The following is a 15,510-nucleotide window of genomic DNA, read 5'->3' on the forward strand; positions in this document are numbered from 1 at the left end:
ACCGTGGCTGGAATTGATGCCCAGACTGCCTTCCATATCGACGCGGTGCGCTTCGCCGTCGGTGAGCGGACGCTGCTCGGTCCGGTTTCGCTCGAACTGCAGCGCTCACGCGTCTACGGGCTGATCGGCCACAATGGTTCTGGCAAGTCGACGCTGATCAAGCTGATGGCGCGCCAGCAGCCGGCAAGCTCAGGCGCCATCACCTTCGCCAGGCGCCCGCTGCCGCAATGGGGCGCCCGCGAACTTGCCCGCGCGCTTGCCTATCTGCCGCAGACGACGCCGGCGGCGACCGGTCTCACCGTGCGCGAACTGGCGACGCTCGGGCGCTATCCCTGGCATGGCGCGCTTGGCCGTTTCCGCGCGGAGGACAGGCAGCATGTCGACGAGGCGCTGGCCCTGACCGACATGGACGGATTTGCCGACCGGCTGGTGGACGAATTGTCTGGCGGCGAACGCCAGCGCGCCTGGCTCGCCATGCTGGTGGCGCAGAACGCCGGCGTCATGCTGCTCGACGAGCCGATCTCGGCGCTCGACATCGCCCATCAGGTCGAGGTGCTCGGGCTGGTCAGGGATCTCAGCCGCAAACGCGACCTCTGCGTCGTCGTCGTGCTGCACGATCCCAACATGGCGGCTCGCTACTGCGACGAGCTGATCGCGCTCAAGGACGGCAAGCTGCTGACGCGCGGCACGCCCGGCGAGATCATGCGCAGCGATGTGCTGAAAGGCATTTTCGGCGTCGAGATGGGTGTGTTCGCGCACCCCGTCACCGGCCAGCCTGTCGGCTATGTGCAGTGATGAGATTTGATGCGGCGATGGGAACCGGAAAGCGGCCGGCCGCTGTGAGAACAAGGAAGAAGCTGTTGTCGAGAAGTGGTTTGTTGGCGGCGTTGGTCGCATCCGTCATCCTGTCGGTCGGTAGCGCGACCGCCCAGGAGCAACCAGCAGGTGCCGCCCCCGCGATCGCTGCGCCCGCCGCGCCAGTGCTCGTCACACCGGCGCCCGCCGCACCGTCAGTCGCCCCACCGGCCACGATGGCGCCTGCGCAGCCGGCCAGCCAGCCGAGAGCGTCAGCCGAGGCGGGGACTTCGACGGCGATGGAGCTGACCTTGCCGCATGATCTGTCGCCATGGGGCATGTTCAAGGCCGCCGATATCATCGTCAAGGCGGTGATGATCGGGCTGGCCTTTGCCTCGCTCGTCACATGGACGATATGGCTGGCCAAATCGCTGGAGATTTTTGGCGGTAAGCTGCGCATCCAGCGCGCCGTGCGGGCAATCGGCGATGCCGCCACGTTGAAGCAGGCCAGCCGCGCCCTCGACCGCAGCGGCGGCCCCGGCGCGCTGCTGGTGCGGGCGGCGGAAGAGGAGACCGCCCTTTCGGCCGGCGCGCTCGATCATGTCTCCGGCGACGGCCTCAAGGAGCGGGTCACGTCGCGCCTGTCGCGCATCGAGGCGGCGGCGTCACGGCGCATGTCGCGTGGCACCGGTGTGCTGGCGACGATCGGCTCGACCGCGCCCTTTGTCGGCCTGTTCGGCACCGTCTGGGGCATCATGAACGCATTCATCGGCATCTCGCAGGCGCAGACCACCAATCTCGCCGTGGTCGCGCCGGGCATCGCTGAAGCGCTGTTGGCCACCGCGATGGGCCTTGTCGCGGCGATACCGGCCGTCGTCATCTACAACGTCTTTGCCCGCTCGATAGCTGGCTACCGGCAGATCCTTGCCGATGCCTCGGCAGGCGTCGAAAGGCTGGTCAGCCGCGACCTCGACTTCCGCACCGTCGCGCCGTCAACGGCGCTGGCGGCGGAGTAGCGCCATGGCAAGCAGAATCCGACAGACCATGGACGACGATCTCGAGGAAAGCCACGAGATCAACGTCACCCCCTTCATCGATGTCATCCTGGTGCTGCTGATCATCTTCATGGTCGCGGCGCCGCTGGCGACGGTGGATGTCAATGTCGACCTGCCGGGCTCGACCGCAACGCCGGCGCCGCGGCCCGAAACGCCGCTGTTCCTGACGCTGAAGGACGATCTGACGCTTGCGATCGGCAATGACAGCGTGCCGCGCCCGGCTTTCGCCGCGACGCTGGACACCAGGACCAAGGGCGACAAGCAGACGCGCATCTTCCTGCGCGCCGACAAGGCGGTCGCCTATGGCGACCTGATGGAGGCGATGAACCTGCTGCGCGGCGCCGGTTATCTGAAGATCGCGCTGGTCGGCCTGGAGGCGGCGCCGGCCGCCACTGGTGCAGCGGCGCCATGATGCAAGCGGCCGCCTTGCCCTCGGTCCAGTTGTCGCGCTTCGGCTGGCGCGACCTTGGCTTGTGGGCCGGTGCGGCCGCGCTGGTGCTTGGAGCCCATGTCGCGGTCGCCTATGCCGTGCAGAACTTCACCATGGTCACCGAAGCAGATGGCGGCCCGCCGCCAGCCCAGGTGATCGAGATGGCGCCGATGGTGGTGATGCCGGCGGTGGAGGAGCAAATTGCCGCGCTGGACGCGGTTACACCAGATCAAAGCGAGCCGACGCCGACGCCCGAGCCGACGCCCGAAGAGCCGGTCGAGAAGGCGGAGCCGGTTGCCGAACAGCCGGAAGCCGTTCCCCCCGACGAGGCCGAACCCACCCGGACCGAATTGGCTGAACAGGTCGACCAGCCGCCGCCGGATGAGGTTGTCCCGGATATTGTCGAGGCTGTCGCGCCCGAGGTCGTCATCCCCTTGCCGCAGCCGAAACCGGTCGAAATGGTCAAGGACAAGAAACCGGTCGAGGCCAAGGCGAAAAAGCCTGTCGACAGGCCCAAGCCGCGGCCGAAGAAGGAGAAGGCGGCGCCGCCGAAGACGGTGGCCGCCGCCAGCGCCGATGCGAGACCTTCGGCCAGGACAGCCGCGCCGAAGTCGGCACAATCCGCGTCGAGATCCGGCGACTCCAGTAAATGGGATTCAAGGCTGCGCTCGTGGATCAATCGGCATACGCGCTATCCGAGCGCGGCCAGGACCCAACGCGCCGAGGGCAGTGCGTATGTAACGTTTACGGTCGACTCGTCCGGTCGGGTCCTCTCTGCCAGGCTGACCCGCTCCTCCGGCAATGCCGTCCTGGACCGCGCGGCGCTTTCCGTGCTCCAGGGAGCTACCGTGCCGGCACCACCGCCAGAGCTTGGTGGGCGCCAAAGCCGCACGGCGCCATTCGTCTTCAACCTGCGCAATTAAGGCAGGTCTTGATCCGATCGGACGGGTGCTATCGTTTGCGCGAACTGCAGTCGATCAATAGCCCAGCGACAGGCACAGAGCCTCGACCTCTTCGAGATAGAAGCGGCATTTCGTGCGCAAGATCTTGAGGCCTGGGTCATCGGCGCCGTTGATCTCGATGGTCTGCATCATGAAGTCGAAATGGGCGTGGAAGGCGTCCACCGCGCCCCAGAGACTGTCGGCCTGGCAGCTATCGGCAATTGCCATCGAGACGAGTTGGCGGGCCTCGACCCGCGCGGCGTCGGCCGATGACGGTCGCCTGGCGATCAGGGCGTCAAGCCGGCTGAAAATGCTTTCCCTGGCATCGACGCTTCTGATGTTGGCAATCATGTTCATGTGCAGGTCCCCCTTGGCAATTCCAGGCGAGCGACGTTTCCCGTCCGGAACTGCTTGAAAACAAATGGTCAGAGCGGGCCCAGTGTTCTGGACCGCCTAGGCTTGAGCGGCCGGATACCGGTTCTGCGGGCAGGATGCGATCAAGGCCGGGATGGCGCCCGCATCGGAGGGCCGGCCCCTGATGATGTTGGCGACCTCGGCGTCGGCCTGTTCGAACCAGTAGACCATGTCGGCGCGGTTGAGATCCGTGGCGGCTTTTCTCAGCAGCGGCAGCAGGTTTTGCAACGCGCAAAGCGTCTCCCAGCGGTTTGGCCGGGAGGTCGAGCCGGCCACCGCGCATGCGGCTGACGATTGCATGTCGCTACGCTATCCGAGGCTGGGCAGCACGATTGTCTTTTGCCTGCGCCTTGGGGTGCAGCGGGTTGCCGCTGAGCTGCGCATGCCTGGCCGGCCGTGCGCCGCGAAGCACGTCGAAGGCTTCTGCATAGGCCATGCCCAGCAGATAGGAGATCATGGGAAAACGGCTTGCTTCGGCCATCTGCACGAGCTCATTGGTCATCGACGAAATATATTGAAGGCTATCGATTTCCGACTGGCGTAGAGATTGATTTGGCACGTGCTGCTCCTGTCTCTGTTTGAACCTAGGGAACGCGTTACACAATATACTGAGCCGACTAATTGATAGATTGACCCATCGAGGATGGGCATGGTTCCGGGGCCGAGAGGGTCAAGGCATAGATGGGCGCGTCGGTGAGGCGATCGAGGCCGAGCAGACGCTTGATCGCCAAATGACTGAGTGCTGCCGTCGGGCATGCCGACAGGCCATGATTGGTCGCCGCCAGCATGATGTTCTGGCCGATGTGGCCGGCCTCGATCAGCACGACACGATAGGCGTTGGCGTCCTCGTATTTCCACATCGTGCGATCGAGCTTGGCGCAAAGGAGGATCAGGCACGGCATGGTATCAGCCCACTCCTGCTCGCCTACCAGTTCGGAGATCTTGGGCAGATGGTTTGCGGAGATCCTGCCAAGGTCGTGATCTGCGGCGCAGTAGTGATAGACGCCGGGCTCGAGGCCATCGACGCCGAGCGCGACCACATAGGCCTCATAAGGATTTCTCGCACCGCCGGAAGGGGTCATGCCAAGCGGCAGGGCGCCAACGCAGTTGGCGGTCTCGCCGGTGATGCCGAGCCCTGCGAACAGGCAGTCGGAAAGCTGTTTGGCCGTGATGGTGGGCCGAGCCGCCGTGCGGTTGGTGCGGCGCCGCGCCATCAAAGCGAGAAGGTCGTTGTCTTCGAGTGCGTTCGGCAGCTGAATGGCGCCGGCTGAATTCTTCAGCACTAGGTCCGGCTGCGGCGTATGGCCGGCGCGTTCGATCTGCCGTTCTTCCGCCTGCTCGATGGTCATGTATGCGCTGTCCTGGACGCAGAAATGCATCAGCGCGGTCGGAAGGCCCCAGCTCCATTGTCCGGAAAACTGCTCCTCCTGCTCGGCGAGCGGCGATCCGGCGGTCACCAGGGCGGAAAAATCGAGCAACTGGGGGACGACAGCCTTCAGCTCGGACTTCGACCATCCATGGGCGCGGGCGATATCGGCCGTCGACGCCCATTTGTCCCACGATGCGAGAAGACCGACCATCTCAGGGCTGCATTCAAACACGCTTCTGGTCAGGAAGTTGCAGGCCGTGACCTTGTTCGGTCCGGGGTAGAAAACAAGCGTTTTTGAAGAGCGCATTTTCATGATGCTGAATGCCATCTGCGAAGTCGAGGCGCCGACAAGCAGATCGCTTGCCGGCGCAGAACGACTTCAGCGCTTGTTGTAGTGCATGCCCTGCGAAAAGAAGACGGTCTGCGTGCCGGCGGCAATCGTCAGCTTCGGAGCTGTGTTCACTTTCTTGGCCATTTTCATCCCTTTCCTGACCCCATTGGGATCCGTTGAAAGACCCCCCAAAAACGGGATCCGCGTGAAGAAAGGTAAGGTCGGAAGAGTTAATGGTTTGTTAAAATTGTAGTAAATCCACGCGCCAAAGACGGGCGGATGGATTATCTTTCCTGGCGTTAAAGTGTAAAATATCGATTTTATTCAGATACAGAGTAGACAATCGTTGGCGTACGCTTTTTCGGTATAGGCTTATTCTTATTTAGCGTAAGCTGCCGCGAGCGGATTAGCCCAGCCCGTCCCGGGTGAGGCTGACAACCAGCTGGTCGACGCCCGGATCGTCGAGCCTGATGACATGCGCCATGCTGATGGCATCTCTTGGGTGGATGTTGGCAATGTCGCGCCGCATGATGACGGACACGAATGCTGGCCCGGCCTCCGTCAGAAGCATGGCCTTGCCCATCAGCACCGGTTCGGAGATGGGCGCCCATTGCACGGAGATCAGCGACGGCTCGCCGGTCTGGCGGCGATTGATGCCGCTGAAATAGATCCAGTTCAGGCGCGAGATCGCCACCCCATAGTGATTGCCGCGCGCCCGCGCCCAGGTCGATCCCTGGCGCTCCGACCATCCGGTGACCCTTCGGAAGGTGACCAGTTCGGCTTCGCGCCGCACGAAGGTCACCGAGCGCATCAAGAGGTCGAGGCGGCCCGGGATCGAAAAATAGGTGAAATAGGTGCCCCCCGCGATCGAAGGACTGGGAGGGCGGATCATCTGGTTGAACAAGCTCTCGGAAACCGGCGGCAGGCCACGCATCGTGGGCTCAGGTGCGCTCGGATCCTGGTACAGTTCGACCTCGTCGATACGGAAGTAGTCGCATATCAGCTTGGCGGTGGCCTTGTTGGGAACGGTCTGCCCTTGCAGGTAGCGTTCGAACTGCGTGCGATTGATGTGCAGCTCACGGCATACCGCGCTTACGGAAGCATGGTCCTTGCAGAGCCGTCTAAGGTTTGCAGCGAGATTCTCGCGAATTGACACGTCTTTGCTTCCGCAGGCGGATTTTCATTTCGACTCAAAATCCATATAGCGTCTTCGGTCGCCCCCGCCGAAACGCCCTTGTCACAACGCACAGAAAAAACTGATTTGGTGACGTCAATCTAATGAGGCAGCTTCCAAAAAGAACGGAAACAATCCGTGCGCAGCTTCCGCCATAAGTCCAATTGACAACAGCTTTGCCAGATATCGCGAGATGGGCGCACAGTAGTGCGCGCGGCCTTTGAAGGCGCCTTGGCACAACGAATATCGCCCGCGAGCGAGCCAGGACGAGCGTCGTGCAGTGCATTTGGCGGCGGAGAGAGGAGAATTGACTATTCCGCTGGTGGAGCTGAGGAGGATCGAACTCCTGACCTCGTCATTGCGAACGACGCGCTCTCCCAGCTGAGCTACAGCCCCGTCCAGCGGATGGGCGCATTTATCGGGCGCTGCGGTTTCCTGTCAAGGCGGAGGTTTGCCGAAATCCGCCGTCCCTGGCCGCCGTGCCGGCGCACCATGGCAGGCGGCCCTTGCCGGTTTGGCGCGCAATGGCTACATGTCGGCAACAATTGGAGACCGGCATGCTCGCCCTCATTCAGACAATCGTCATGGCGCTTGACCTCTATTGGTGGATCATCATCGCATCGGCGATCTTCTCGTGGCTCTACGCCTTCAACGTCGTCAACTCGAAGAACCAGTTCGTCGGTTCCATCGGCAACATGCTCTATCGGCTGACCGAGCCGGCGTTGCGGCCGATCCGCCGCTTTATGCCGGACCTTGGTGGCATCGACATCTCGCCGATCGTCCTGCTTCTGATCCTGTTCTTCCTGCGGCAGTTCATACTCACCACGGTGGCGCCGCTCGTCCTGTGAGTCCGGTGCTTGCGTGAGCGCGCCGTTCCGCCTGCGCGATGGTGGTGTCGACCTGTTTGTCCGGCTAACGCCGAAGGCTGCGCTGGACAGGCTTGAAAGTGTCGAGACGACGGCGGACGGTCGAAGCCATCTGAAGGCGCGCGTCCGCGCCGTGCCGGAAAACGGCGCCGCCAATCAGGCGCTTGAACGATTGCTGGCCAAGGCACTGGGCGTGCCGCCGTCCGCCGTCTCGGTTGTCGCCGGCGGCACCGCCCGGCTGAAGACCGTGCGCATTTCAGGCGATCCGGCGATGTTGGTGAAAGGCATCGAGGCGCTCGGCCCCTGACGCACTTAGGTGGAGGGTTCAATCGCCCAGCGGCAAACGCGGATCGTCGACTTTCAACGTGTTCACGCTCTGCTTGATGCGGCGCAGATTTTCCAAAACCCGTGGTCCGCGCGTCTCGGCGACCGAGGTGACGATCATGTCGACAATCGACAGCAGCGCATAGCGCGACGATGTCGGCTTGTAGATGTTGCCGTCTTCCAGCGATTGGAAATGGATGACCGTGTCGGCGACCTTGGCGAGTGCGGAGTCCGGCGGGGTGATGGCGATTGTCGTGGCGCCATATTGCTGGGCGACCTGGACCGCATCGATGACCGATCGCGCATAGCCCGAGACAGAGAAGGCGATCAGCGTGGTATCGGGCGTGGCGACGGCGGCGTACATACGCTGCAATTGCCCGTCGATCTGTGCCAGCACCGACACGCCCAGCCTGAACAGCCGGTTCTGCATTTCGGTCGCCATCATCGAGGAAATACCACCGGAACCGATGCACAGCACATTGCCCGAGACGGCGATGCGCGCGGCGACGGCGACCAGCGTCGTCATGTCGAGGTTCTCGCTGGCGCGCTGGATGGCCGATATCGCCGCTTCGGTGATGGCGGAAGCGATGCGCTGTTCGCGGGCATCGCGGCTCAACGGCTCCGGTGACAGATACTGGCCACCGATGGCGATGGCCTGCGCCAGATAGAATTTGAAATCACGCAGGCCCTCGCAACCAAGGTTGCGGCAGAATCGCGTCACCGTCGGTTCGCTGACACCGACGCGCGCGGCAATTTCCGAAATGGCCGCCTTGGAGACAAAGTCGAGGTCGGCCAGGACGAAGCCGGCCAGCTTGCGATCCGACTTCGTTCCGTCCTGCAACATCAGTTGCAGGCGCGTGATGATGTCGGCCGGCGTCTTCATGCTGATATTTTCATAGAGGCAGGCCCGTCGCCTTGTCGAACAGATGGATGTTGCCGGGAGCGACGCTCACCGGCAGCAGGTCGCCCGGCTTGACCGGCACCCTGTCGCGGAACACGGCGCGCACCGTATCGGTGCCGATGGCGCCATAGACATGGGTTTCCGAGCCGGTCGGCTCAACGACATCCACCTTGATCGCCATCGCGTCGACAGCCTCGCCGATGACGAAATGCTCGGGCCGTATGCCGGCCTCCACCGCGCTGCCCGCCGGCACCTGTTTGCCGGCAAGCGCAAGCCGCCCGCCACCGCCCGACTCGAACCAGGTTTTCTCGGCTGTCGTCTTGAGAGAACCCGAGACAAAGCTCATCGACGGCGAGCCGAGGAAGGAGGCGACGAACTTGTTGGCCGGCCTGTCATAGAGTTCCAGCGGCGCCCCGACCTGCTGGATCCTGCCGCGGTCCATCACGACGATGCGGTCGGCCATGGTCATGGCTTCGATCTGGTCGTGGGTGACATAGACGATCGTCGACTTCAGCCGCTGGTGCAGCGCCTTGATCTCGACGCGCATCTGCACGCGCAGTTGCGCGTCGAGGTTGGACAGGGGCTCGTCGAACAGGAACACCGACGGTTCGCGCACGATGGCGCGGCCCATAGCGACGCGCTGGCGCTGGCCGCCGGACAGTTGGCGGGGATAGCGGTCGAGATAGGAGAAGAGATTGAGGACGCCGGAGGCCTTCTTGACCTTCGCCTCGACCGCCTCGCGCGCCTCGCCGCGTATCTTCGGGCCAAAGCCGATATTGTCGGCTGCCTTCAGATGCGGAAACAGCGCATAGGACTGGAACACCATGGCAATGTTGCGCTGCTGCGGCGGCAGCGCGTTGGCGCGCACGCCGCCGATCAACAGGTCGCCGGAGGTGATCGTTTCCAGCCCGGCCAGCATGCGCAGCAAGGTCGACTTGCCGCAGCCGGACGGGCCGACTAGGACGACGAACTCGCCGCTCTTGATATCGAGGCTGATGTTCTCGAGGATCTTGTGCTGCCCGAAGGATTTCGACAGGTCGCGAAACTCGACGTCGGTCATGCTCACGCTCCCAGAATGTCGTCGATGAATGGCAGGCAACCGGCGGTCAGTCCCGCGTCCACGGGCATCACCACGCCTGTTATTCCAGATGCGCGATCGGACGCAAGGAAGGCGACGGCTTCCGCCACTTCCGAAGCGTTGACGATGCGGCCGAGCGGATAGAGCCGCTGCAGTTTGCCGAGGATTTCGGGATCCTTGGCAAGGCGGTGGTCCCAGGCGGCGGTGCGAATCGATCCGGGGCAGACGACATTGGCGCGCAGGCCGCTGCGGCCGAGCTCGACGGCGATCGCCTTGGCATAGGCGTTGATGCCGGCCTTGGCCGCGGCATAGGCGGGATTGCCGAAATGCGCGATGGCGTTGACCGACGAGATGAAGACGATGCTGCCGGAGCCTCGGCCGGCCATCGCCTTGACCAGCGGATCGGCGAAGTTCATCACGCCGGTCAGGTTGAGGTCGAGTTCCTGCTCTATCCTGTCGGGATTGAGCGCCGAAATCGTCTCGGCGCGCGTCCAGCCGGCATTGTTGACGAGAATGTCGGGCACGCCATCCCGGTCGAGGATCGCGGTGATCGCCGTCGCGATCGACGCCTTGTCGAGAAGATCGAAGACATGGCTAGAGGCAAGGTGCTGGCTCTTCAACGCCTCGCTCGACTGGTCGCAGCCGATGACCCTGGCGCCCCTTTGCGCCATCAGCGCCACGATGGCGGTGCCGAGGCCGCCGCCAGCGCCCGTCACCACGACAGTCTTGCCCTCGAACTCGGTCCTTCCTTCGAACTTGGCCCTGCCTTTGAACTCGGCTTGCGAAACCACCCTGCGTCATCCTCCGGGAGTACTGACAGATCGTGCAACGCCTAGGCCAGAAAATGTAATTAAGCAACAGAAAAATCTGCTTGCAAGCCTTCAAATCATCGATAATGTAGGAAAGTCACATAAATCTTCTGCTCCGGCACGAAGAGGCGCGCAGGCGCAAAATCAAAATGGGAGAGATCAAATGAGCCTTGCAAAATGGACTGTCGGCCTGATGGCCGGAATGAGCATGCTGGCAATTGCGGCGCAGGCGGATGCTGGCGAGGTGCGCGTCACCGTCGCCGAGTACAGCGCCAAGACTGCTCCCTATTTCGCCGACGTCAAGAAGGAATTCGAGGCGGCCAATCCCGGGATCACCGTCAAGTTCGAAGTGGTGCCGTGGGATGTGCTGCTGCAGAAGCTGACCACCGACATCACCGCCGGCACCAATGCCGATCTGTCGATCATCGGCACGCGCTGGCTGATCGACTTTGTCCAGCAGGATGTCGCCGAGCCGCTCGACAGCTACATCAAGCCCGACTTCAAGGACCGCTTCATCGACACCTTCCTGTCGCCCTCGATCATGGACGGCAAGACCTACGGCCTGCCGATCGCGGCCTCGGCGCGCGCCATGTACTACAATAAGGAGCTGTTCGAGAAGGCCGGCATCGCCAAGCCGCCGGCAACCTGGACCGAACTGCAGGAAGATGCGCGCAAGATCAAGGCGCTGGGGTCCGGCACGTTCGGTTTCGGCCTGCAGGGCAAGGAGATCGAGACCGACGTCTACTACTACTATGCGATGTGGTCCCAGGGCACCGAAATCCTCAACAAGGACGGCACCTCCGGCCTTGGCACACCAGGTGCGCTTGAAGCCGCCAAGCTCTACAAGTCGATGATCGACGAAGGCCTCACCGAGCCGGGCGTCACCTCCAACAACCGCGAGGACGTGCAGAACCTGTTCAAGCAGGGCAAGGTCGGCATGATGATCACCGCACCGTTCCTGTCCAACCAGATCAAGGACGAGGCGCCGAACCTGAAATACGGCGTGGCGGCCATTCCCGCCGGACCGACCGGCGCGCGCGGCACCTATGGCGTCACCGATTCCATCATCATGTTCAAGAACTCCAAGAACAAGGACGAGGCCTGGAAGCTGCTCGATTTCCTGTTCACCACGGAACAGCGCGCCAAGTTCACGCAGGGCGAAGGCTTCCTGCCGGTGAACAAGGAAGAGGCCAAGATGGATTACTACGTCAACAACGCCGATCTGGCGGCGTTCACCGCGCTGCTGCCCGACGCCCGCTTCGCGCCGGTCATTCCGGGTTGGGAAGAGGTCGCCCAGATCACTTCGGACGCCATGCAGAAGATCTATCTCGGCGGCGACCCCGAGGCCGGTCTGAAGGACGCGGCGGCCAAGGCCAACGCGGTGCTGAAGAAATAGGGGCCGTGCTCAAGAAATAGGGCGCAATCTCCCTGCGCCCGTGGCGCGCCCCAGACTCAGGCGGGGCGCGCCACCCCCTGGTTTCCCGCCTGGTGCGGTGGATCCGAAATTCGCATAGAAACTTCTGATCCACGCGCCGAGGCGCAGGCAGCCGATGCAAAACCGTTTCTTGCCCTATCTTCTGACCTTGCCCAGCCTGTTCCTGGCGGCAATCGTCATCTTCTGGCCGGTCTGGGACCTGATCCAGATCTCGACGCATGATGTCAGCCGCTTCGGCCAGCTTCGCGACTTCAACGACTTTGCCAATTTCGGGGCACTCGCTGCCGATCCCGATTTCATGGCCGCGCTCTGGCGCACCGGCCAGTGGACGGTGATGGTCGTCGGCGGCGCGCTGCTGTTGTCGATCCCGGTGGCGATGATCCTCAACACCGATTTCTATGGCCGTGGCATTGCCCGCGTCATCATCATGCTGCCCTGGGCGGTGTCGCTGACCATGACCGCGGTGGTCTGGCGCTGGGCGCTGAGCGGCGAAAGCGGCATGCTGAATTCGGCGCTGATCGGTCTCGGCCTCATCGACCACAACATCCAGTGGCTGGCGAGCGCCGAGACCGCCTTTCCGATGCAGGTGCTGATCGGCATCCTGGTGACGGTGCCGTTCACGACGACGATCTTCCTCGGCGGCCTGTCGTCAATTCCCGACGACCTCTACGAGGCGGCGGCGCTCGAAGGGGCGACACCGCTGCAGCAGTTCCGCGAAATCACCTTTCCGCTCCTGAAACCGTTCATCAACATCGCCATCGTGCTCAACACCATCTACGTCTTCAATTCCTTCCCGATCATCTGGGTGATGACGCAAGGCGGGCCGGCCAACTCGACCGATATCCTGGTCACCCACCTCTACAAGCTGGCCTTCCGCATCGGCAAACTCGGCGAAGCCTCCGCGGTGTCGCTGGTGATGTTCGCCATATTGCTCATCTTCACCATGATCTATGTGCGGCTGGCGATGCGGGAGCAGCGCGCATGACAAGTAAACTCAAACGCACCGTCATTGCCTGGCTGCTGCTGGCGCCACTGATCGTGGTGACGCTCTTTCCCTTCGCCGTGATGTTCCTGACCGCGGTCAAGCCGAGGCAGGAAGTGCTGTCGCCGACCTGGTGGCCGAGCGAATTCCGCTGGTCGAATTTTTCCGACATGTGGGTGGCGACCGGCTTCGGCCAGGCGCTGCTCAATTCGCTCTACGTGTCTGTGATAGCCACCGTCGGCGCCATCCTGATCTCGGTTCCGGCGGCCTATGCGATGTCGCGCTTCCGCTTTGCCGGCTACGGCGCCTTGCGCCAGTTCCTGCTGATCTCGCAGATGATCTCGCCGATCGTGCTGGTGCTCGGCTTGTTCCGGCTGATGGCCGCCTGGGGCTTGGTCGAAAGCACCACGGCGCTGGGCTTCATCTACATGGCCTTCAACGTCGCCTTCACGGTGTGGATGCTGCAGAGCTATTTCGACACCATTCCGCGCGATCTCGAGGAGGCGGCCTGGATGGAAGGCGCCGGTCGCTGGCTGACCTTGCGCAAGGTGTTCCTGCCGCTCTGCCTGCCGGCGATCGCGGTGACCGCGATCTTCACCTTCATCAACGCCTGGAACGAATTCGTCGTCGCGCTCACCATGCTGCGCAGCCAGGAAAGCTACACGCTGCCGATCCAGGTGTTCTCGCTGGTCGCCGGCCGCTACACAATCGAATGGCACCATGTCATGGCGGCGACGCTGCTGGCGACCTTGCCGGTGGCGATCCTGTTCATTTGGCTGCAGCGCTACCTCGTCAGAGGCCTGGCGCTCGGAGCCGTCAAATAACAGCGGCCAATTCGCCGCCAAGAACAACAAGGATAGGGAGGCTTCCAATGTCGCGCGCTGCCGTATCGTCGCTTGTGCAGCAATCGCCACGGCCGAGCATTTCGTCTAAATGGCTTGCCGAAACGGCCAGATACTGAGCGAAGCGGACTCCAGACATGCGCATTTTCACCGCCTCGTTGGCGACGGAAACCAACACCTTCTCGCCGGTGCCGACCGACCGGGCATCGTTCGAGATGGCCTTCTATGCCGGCCCCGGCAAGCATCCGGAAACGCCGACGCTGTGCTCCTCGCCGATGGTCGCGCTGCGCCGGCGTGCCGTGGCCGAAGGCCTCGATGTCATCGAGGGCACCGCCACCTGGGCCGAGCCGGGCGGTCTGGTGCAACGGCAGACCTATGAGGCGCTGCGCGACGAGATTCTGGGTCAGCTCAAAGCAGCACTGCCGGTGGATGCCGTCATCCTCGGCCTGCATGGCGCCATGGTGGCGCAAGGCTATGACGATTGCGAAGGCGATCTGCTCGAGCGGGTTCGCGCAATGGTCGGGCCGGAGGTGGTGATCGCCGTGGAACTCGATCCGCACAGCCATCTGACACCGAAGCGCGTGGCGGCCTCTGATATCCTCGCCTACTTCCTCGAATTTCCGCACACCGATTTCTACGAACGCGGCGAACATGTCGTCGAACTCGGCCTCGCCGCGGCGCGCGGCGAGATCAAGCCGGTCATCTCGACCTTCGATTGCCGCATGATCCAGGTGCTGCCGACCAGCCGCGAGCCGATGCGCTCCTTCGTCGACCGTATCAAGGCGTTGCACGGCAAGGACGGCGTGCTGTCGGTCTCGGTCATCCACGGCTTCATGGCGGCCGATGTGGCCGAAATGGGCACGCGCATCCTGGTGGTCACCGACAATGACAAGGCCAAGGGCGACGCGCTGGCGGAACGACTGGGGCGGGAGCTTTATGCGTTGCGCGAAAAGACGGCGATGACCATGCTGAGCGCCACCGACGGCATCGACCGGGCGCTGGCCGTGCACGCCGAAAATCCGGGCAAGCCGGTGGTCCTCGCCGATATCTGGGACAATCCCGGCGGCGGCGTCCCCGGCGACGGCACCTTCGTGCTGCGCCAGATGCTGGCGCGTGGCCTGGACAAATTCGCCGTGGCGACGATCTGGGATCCGATTGCCGTCACCTTCTGCCTGGCCGCGGGCGAGGGCGCCATTATCGACCTGCGCTTCGGGGGCAAGGCCGGGCCGCAGGCAGGCGAGCCGATCGACGCGCGTGTGCGCGTGCTGAAGGCGGTTGCGGAGGGTTGGCAAAGTTTCGGGCCAAGCCGGGTGACGCTCGGGCCGACGGCGCTGGTCCGCCTCGAAGGCAGCGAGGTCGACATCATCCTCAACACCAATCGCACGCAGACCTTCGAACCGGATATCTTCTCCAACATCGGCGTCGATCCGCTGGCCAAGGACATGCTGCTGATCAAGTCGACCAATCATTTCTACGCCGGCTTCGAGCCGATCGCCGCCGAGATCATCTATGTCTCGGCGCCAAGTTCGTATCCCAGCAATCCGGCGGTGACGAATTATACGAAGCTGACGCGGCCGGTGTGGCCGCGGGTGGCTGATCCTTGGAAGCTGCCAATCTCCCCCCTTGTGGGGGAGATGCCCGGCAGGGCAGAGGGGGGCGCGAAGGATCGCGACCTCACTAGTCTTGCGGGCAAGAAATCGAACGAAGATCGCTGATCTTCTCGCGGAGACGTTGGCGGGACAGCGCCCCCCCTCTGGCCTGCCG

At 63.1% G+C, this 15,510-nt stretch carries 18 protein-coding genes and 1 tRNA gene; 10 read left to right on the top strand and 9 right to left on the bottom strand.

Going from position 1 to position 15,510, the window contains the following annotated elements; translation table 11 throughout:
• Positions 1 to 3 precede the first annotated feature (3 nt).
• The 4 genes from HB777_31450 to HB777_31465 all read left to right on the top strand — a co-directional run bounded on the left by HB777_31450 (position 4) and on the right by HB777_31465 (position 3,203).
• The gene (locus tag HB777_31450; GenBank protein QND68972.1) at positions 4 to 795 is read left to right on the top strand and encodes an ATP-binding cassette domain-containing protein; all 792 of its coding nucleotides are present in this window, start codon (positions 4 to 6) and stop codon (positions 793 to 795) included.
• Positions 796 to 860: 65 nt separating this feature from the next.
• Positions 861 to 1,811: a tonB-system energizer ExbB gene (gene exbB / locus HB777_31455; GenBank protein QND68015.1), complete on the top strand. Its 951-nt coding sequence runs from the start codon at positions 861 to 863 to the stop codon at positions 1,809 to 1,811.
• 4 nt (positions 1,812 to 1,815) lie between these two features.
• Positions 1,816 to 2,262 (top strand): TonB system transport protein ExbD, encoded by a 447-nt coding sequence (exbD, locus tag HB777_31460; GenBank protein ID QND68016.1) that lies wholly within the window; start codon positions 1,816 to 1,818, stop codon positions 2,260 to 2,262.
• Positions 2,259 to 3,203 (top strand): energy transducer TonB, encoded by a 945-nt coding sequence (locus HB777_31465; GenBank protein ID QND68017.1) that lies wholly within the window; start codon positions 2,259 to 2,261, stop codon positions 3,201 to 3,203. The genes exbD and HB777_31465 overlap by 4 nt, the downstream gene beginning before the upstream one ends.
• A gap of 54 nt (positions 3,204 to 3,257) precedes the next feature.
• On the opposite strand, the gene HB777_31470 is transcribed toward HB777_31465, so the two are convergent.
• The 6 genes from HB777_31470 to HB777_31495 all read right to left on the bottom strand — a co-directional run bounded on the left by HB777_31470 (position 3,258) and on the right by HB777_31495 (position 6,905).
• Positions 3,258 to 3,578 (bottom strand): hypothetical protein, encoded by a 321-nt coding sequence (locus HB777_31470; GenBank protein QND68018.1) that lies wholly within the window; start codon positions 3,576 to 3,578, stop codon positions 3,258 to 3,260.
• Positions 3,579 to 3,674: 96 nt separating this feature from the next.
• The gene (locus HB777_31475; GenBank protein ID QND68019.1) at positions 3,675 to 3,935 is read right to left on the bottom strand and encodes a hypothetical protein; all 261 of its coding nucleotides are present in this window, start codon (positions 3,933 to 3,935) and stop codon (positions 3,675 to 3,677) included.
• Between the two features lie 4 nt (positions 3,936 to 3,939).
• Positions 3,940 to 4,194: a hypothetical protein gene (locus HB777_31480; GenBank protein ID QND68020.1), complete on the bottom strand. Its 255-nt coding sequence runs from the start codon at positions 4,192 to 4,194 to the stop codon at positions 3,940 to 3,942.
• 58 nt (positions 4,195 to 4,252) lie between these two features.
• A complete protein-coding gene (locus tag HB777_31485; GenBank protein ID QND68973.1) occupies positions 4,253 to 5,317 on the bottom strand; it encodes a SagB/ThcOx family dehydrogenase in 1,065 nt (354 codons plus the stop codon).
• 424 nt (positions 5,318 to 5,741) lie between these two features.
• A complete protein-coding gene (locus tag HB777_31490; GenBank protein ID QND68021.1) occupies positions 5,742 to 6,491 on the bottom strand; it encodes a helix-turn-helix transcriptional regulator in 750 nt (249 codons plus the stop codon).
• Positions 6,492 to 6,829: 338 nt separating this feature from the next.
• Positions 6,830 to 6,905: transfer RNA gene (locus tag HB777_31495), tRNA-Ala, on the bottom strand.
• 161 nt (positions 6,906 to 7,066) lie between these two features.
• On the opposite strand from HB777_31495, the gene HB777_31500 reads away from it, so the two are divergent.
• Both HB777_31500 and HB777_31505 read left to right on the top strand, forming a co-directional pair.
• Positions 7,067 to 7,357 (top strand): YggT family protein, encoded by a 291-nt coding sequence (locus HB777_31500; protein ID QND68022.1) that lies wholly within the window; start codon positions 7,067 to 7,069, stop codon positions 7,355 to 7,357.
• A 13-nt stretch (positions 7,358 to 7,370) separates the two neighbouring features.
• The gene (locus tag HB777_31505) at positions 7,371 to 7,682 is read left to right on the top strand and encodes a DUF167 domain-containing protein (protein ID QND68023.1); all 312 of its coding nucleotides are present in this window, start codon (positions 7,371 to 7,373) and stop codon (positions 7,680 to 7,682) included.
• An 18-nt stretch (positions 7,683 to 7,700) separates the two neighbouring features.
• Here HB777_31505 and HB777_31510 read toward each other — a convergent pair whose 3' ends face one another.
• Genes HB777_31510 through HB777_31520 form a run of 3 tightly spaced genes read right to left on the bottom strand, consistent with a single transcriptional unit; the run spans position 7,701 to position 10,469 of the window.
• Positions 7,701 to 8,582: a MurR/RpiR family transcriptional regulator gene (locus HB777_31510; protein ID QND68024.1), complete on the bottom strand. Its 882-nt coding sequence runs from the start codon at positions 8,580 to 8,582 to the stop codon at positions 7,701 to 7,703.
• A 10-nt stretch (positions 8,583 to 8,592) separates the two neighbouring features.
• On the bottom strand, positions 8,593 to 9,660 hold the full coding sequence (gene ugpC, locus HB777_31515; GenBank protein QND68025.1) for a sn-glycerol-3-phosphate ABC transporter ATP-binding protein UgpC: 1,068 nt from the start codon (positions 9,658 to 9,660) through the stop codon (positions 8,593 to 8,595).
• Between the two features lie 2 nt (positions 9,661 to 9,662).
• A complete protein-coding gene (locus HB777_31520; GenBank protein ID QND68026.1) occupies positions 9,663 to 10,469 on the bottom strand; it encodes an SDR family oxidoreductase in 807 nt (268 codons plus the stop codon).
• 181 nt (positions 10,470 to 10,650) lie between these two features.
• Between HB777_31520 and HB777_31525 the strand changes: the two genes are divergently transcribed.
• From HB777_31525 to HB777_31540, 4 genes are all read left to right on the top strand, one after another.
• Complete coding sequence (locus HB777_31525; GenBank protein ID QND68027.1) at positions 10,651 to 11,883, top strand: sugar ABC transporter substrate-binding protein; 1,233 nt, start codon at positions 10,651 to 10,653, stop codon at positions 11,881 to 11,883.
• 154 nt (positions 11,884 to 12,037) lie between these two features.
• Positions 12,038 to 12,907: a sugar ABC transporter permease gene (locus HB777_31530; GenBank protein QND68028.1), complete on the top strand. Its 870-nt coding sequence runs from the start codon at positions 12,038 to 12,040 to the stop codon at positions 12,905 to 12,907.
• On the top strand, positions 12,904 to 13,728 hold the full coding sequence (locus HB777_31535) for a carbohydrate ABC transporter permease (GenBank protein QND68029.1): 825 nt from the start codon (positions 12,904 to 12,906) through the stop codon (positions 13,726 to 13,728). Before HB777_31530 ends, HB777_31535 begins: the two co-directional genes overlap by 4 nt.
• A 155-nt stretch (positions 13,729 to 13,883) precedes the next feature.
• Positions 13,884 to 15,461, top strand: a complete 1,578-nt coding sequence (locus HB777_31540) for a M81 family metallopeptidase (GenBank protein ID QND68030.1) — start codon at positions 13,884 to 13,886, stop codon at positions 15,459 to 15,461.
• The last annotated feature ends 49 nt before the right edge of the window (positions 15,462 to 15,510 follow it).

It is taken from the genome of Mesorhizobium loti (assembly GCA_014189435.1).
Classification (GTDB): domain Bacteria; phylum Pseudomonadota; class Alphaproteobacteria; order Rhizobiales; family Rhizobiaceae; genus Mesorhizobium; species Mesorhizobium loti_G.

Coding starts and splice junctions, on each gene's coding strand:
- HB777_31525 (QND68027.1), top strand. CDS start 10,651: ATGAGCCTTGCAAAATGGACTGTCGGCCTGATGGCCGGAATGAGCATG.
- HB777_31485 (QND68973.1), bottom strand. CDS start 5,317: ATGAAAATGCGCTCTTCAAAAACGCTTGTTTTCTACCCCGGACCGAAC.
- HB777_31530 (QND68028.1), top strand. CDS start 12,038: ATGCAAAACCGTTTCTTGCCCTATCTTCTGACCTTGCCCAGCCTGTTC.
- HB777_31535 (QND68029.1), top strand. CDS start 12,904: ATGACAAGTAAACTCAAACGCACCGTCATTGCCTGGCTGCTGCTGGCG.
- HB777_31500 (QND68022.1), top strand. CDS start 7,067: ATGCTCGCCCTCATTCAGACAATCGTCATGGCGCTTGACCTCTATTGG.
- HB777_31510 (QND68024.1), bottom strand. CDS start 8,582: ATGAAGACGCCGGCCGACATCATCACGCGCCTGCAACTGATGTTGCAG.
- HB777_31470 (QND68018.1), bottom strand. CDS start 3,578: ATGAACATGATTGCCAACATCAGAAGCGTCGATGCCAGGGAAAGCATT.
- HB777_31475 (QND68019.1), bottom strand. CDS start 3,935: ATGCAATCGTCAGCCGCATGCGCGGTGGCCGGCTCGACCTCCCGGCCA.
- ugpC (QND68025.1), bottom strand. CDS start 9,660: ATGACCGACGTCGAGTTTCGCGACCTGTCGAAATCCTTCGGGCAGCAC.
- HB777_31465 (QND68017.1), top strand. CDS start 2,259: ATGATGCAAGCGGCCGCCTTGCCCTCGGTCCAGTTGTCGCGCTTCGGC.
- exbD (QND68016.1), top strand. CDS start 1,816: ATGGCAAGCAGAATCCGACAGACCATGGACGACGATCTCGAGGAAAGC.
- HB777_31540 (QND68030.1), top strand. CDS start 13,884: ATGCGCATTTTCACCGCCTCGTTGGCGACGGAAACCAACACCTTCTCG.